The organism is Vicingus serpentipes (genome assembly GCF_007993035.1).
GTDB classification, from domain to species: domain Bacteria; phylum Bacteroidota; class Bacteroidia; order Flavobacteriales_E; family Vicingaceae; genus Vicingus; species Vicingus serpentipes.
Genome location: NZ_VOOS01000012.1, coordinates 1 through 3340, shown reverse-complemented (window position 1 = coordinate 3340; position 3340 = coordinate 1). Strand labels below are relative to the sequence as shown.

1 protein-coding gene is annotated in these 3340 nt (G+C 35.8%); it reads left to right on the top strand.

Annotated elements, in window-relative coordinates:
* Positions 1-3284: PKD domain-containing protein (locus tag FRY74_RS12735; RefSeq protein ID WP_147102223.1), on the top strand; the 3284-nt coding region annotated here is incomplete at its 5' end.
* Between the last annotated feature and the right edge of the window lie 56 nt (positions 3285-3340).

Sequence of the window (3340 nt, the reverse complement as noted above, 5' to 3'; positions counted from 1 at the left end):
CAACATCTCAGACATCGCAAACAGCTTCAGGGTTAGTTGCAAATTCTTATAGTGTTGTTGCAACAGACGCTTCAGGATGTGTTGCAAATGGATCAATACTAATTAATGAGCCTAATGAGTTAATTATTTCTTTAGACACACTACAAAATGTGTCATGTAATGGATTGTCTGATGGGTTTGTACAAGTTGATGTTGTTGGTGGTTCAGGAGCTTATTCTTTTGAATGGACTTTAGGTGCAACGATTGTTTCTACAGATCAAAATCCTACGGGTTTATCTGCAGGATTATATTCAGTTATTGTAACGGATACAGCTGGATGTACTGATCAAATTGTAGTAGAGATAACAGAACCAAACTTATTAACTGCAGATGTTGCTACTAGTGACGCAAAGTGTTTTAATCAGAACTCAGGTTTTGCATATGCTTCTAATGTTTCAGGAGGTACACTCCCATATTCATATCAATGGGATGATTTAGGTTTACAACAAACAGATACTGCTTTTAATTTATTAGCAGGCACCTATAATTTAACAGTGACAGATTCATTAGGTTGTACTGTTGACGTGCTAAATAATATAATTGATCATCCGAATCAAATTATATTAACACCTTCTACTACATCTTCAACTTGTGGATTTGCAAATGGAGTTGCTTCAGTATCAGTAGCTGGAGGGTCAGGGTCGTTTAATTATATATGGAATGATCCAGCAACACAAGGAAATGCTGTAGCTACAGGGTTATTTGCAGGAGCTTATCAAGTCATAGTTACAGATGGTAATGGATGTCAAGATTCAGTTGTGGCGAATGTGACTGATTTAGGAAGTCCAACAGTTGTTATAGATAGTATACAAAATGTGAGTTGTAATGGAGCATCGGATGGGATGGCTTATGCTTCTGTTTCTGGAGGGATAGCTCCTTATCAGTATCTATGGACTAATGGAGATACCACAATAAACGCTTCTAATTTGGGAGCTCAAAATTATACGATAACAGTTACAGATAGTAATGGATGTATCGCCTCAGCAGATACGATTATTTCAGAAAATGCTGGTGTAGTAGTGGTAGCTAATCTAATACAAAATGTAAGTTGTAATGGAGGGAACGATGGTATTGTATATGCAAATGGTAATGGAGGTACAGGAGCTGCAACTTTATCATATTCATGGAATACAATTCCAGCACAATTAAATGATACAGCATCTAACCTTACAATAGGTACTTATGTTGTTACTGCAACTGATTTAAATAATTGTATAGCAACAGATACCGTTGTTGTTACAGAGCCTGATTTATTGGTGACAACACTTGATTCGTTGAAAAACTTAACTTGTTACCAATCAAATGATGGATATATAGATGTAACAGCAACAGGAGGTACACTTCCATACACATGGACATCAAATGTTGCGGGAGGTCCAACGCTTTCAGGATTAGGTATGGGTAATTATTATTTAATAGTAGAAGATGCAAAAGGGTGTGTTGATAGTACATATTATACCTTAACAGAACCAGATCTACTAGTTATTACTCAAGTTACAACTCCATCTACATGTGGTCAATTTAACGGAAGTGCAGAAGTAACATCTGTTACCGGAGGAACAGGGCCTTATGCTTTTAATTGGAATGATCCACTTAATCAACAAACGGCTTTAGCAGGTTCTTTATTGGCGAATACATATACTGTTGTCGTTACAGATAATAATGGTTGTACACTTGATACAACAGTTACCGTTGATGATATACCAGGTTCTATCATTGATTCAGTGACAGTTGTTGATGTTGATTGTAATGGTAATAGTACAGGAAGTGCAGAGGTGTTTGTTACTGGAAATGCTCCATTTTCTTATGTTTGGACACCAACGGGTCAAGTGTTATCTGAGGCTACAAACTTATCTGAAGGAATTTATTCAGTTGAAGTTACAGATGTGAATGGGTGTGTAGTAGTTGAAAGTGGAATAATAGTAAATGAGCCAACGCCACTAACAGCAAATATTACAATGCCAGGATATGCGTGTTACGGGCAAGAAATTCAATTGTTTGGAGTAGGAGCGGGAGGAACACCTCCTTATGATATCCTTTGGGGAGCTCCATTTGGAGTTACAACTCCTGGGCCATTATTGGATACTGTATTGACTTCAACAACCTATAGTGTTGCAGTTCAAGATGGTAATGGATGTGCAATATTAGTAAGTGAAACAATAAATGTTGGAGCACCATTAACAATTACTGGATTTGGTGATGAAATATGTTTAGGCGATACAGCTAATGTTTCTGCAGTAGCAGGAGGAGGAAATGTAGGTTCTACATATGCTTACACATGGATGCAATATGATTCATTATCTGGAGTTTCAATTACACCTGCAGGAGTTGTAAATCCAACTTCATCATCAAGTGTTGATGTTTATGCAGTTACAGAAACAGATTATATTGTAACAGTAGAAGATGGATGTTCAAGGCCAGCAACAGCAGGAATAACAGTATTAGTTAATGATACAGCAATTGTAAGTATAATAAGTTCTGATCCTGGTTGTCCTATCCCAGATTATTGGGCTTATGGTTTTGAGGTTCAAAATGACATTTGGAACTCAACATTTGCTTGGAACTTTGGAGATGGAGGTACATTAACATCGGCAAACGATTCAGTGTCACATAATTATTTTAATCCAGGGACTTATGATGTTCAGTTGACTGTAACAACAGAAGACGGATGTAAATCAACATTCTTATTTGTAGATGAGGCTGTTGTTCATCAAGTTCCAACAGCAGATTTTGCTTCTGATCCTGAAGTTGTAACAACGCTTAATCCTACTTATGAATTCTCAGATTTATCATCGATAGATGTGATTAATTGGAACTGGGATTTTGGAGATTTAACGACAGATTTAATTAATCAAAATCCAATTCATACTTATCAAGATACAGGTTTTTATCCTGTATCCTTAATTGTGACAAATGGACTTTGTGAAGATACGATTGTTAAAGTTGTTCAAGTAAAACCAGACTTTATGTTTGTAATACCAAACACTTTTACACCAGGAGGAGATAATTTAAATGAGATATTTAAGCCAGGAACAATGGTTGGTGTATCTGAAGATGATTATGACTTCTTTGTTTTTGATAGATGGGGAGAAGTAATTTATGAAGGACATGATATAAGTGATGGTTGGGATGGATATTTTAAAGGTGAGATATGTAAAACAGATACATACGTTTGGAAAATTAAACTAAGAGGGATAGATGGTGTTCAAAGAGATTATATTGGACATGTTAATCTGCTTAGATAACGTAGATCTATTATAAATAAAAAAAGGCTTTAAAAAATTTAAAGCCTTTTTTTATT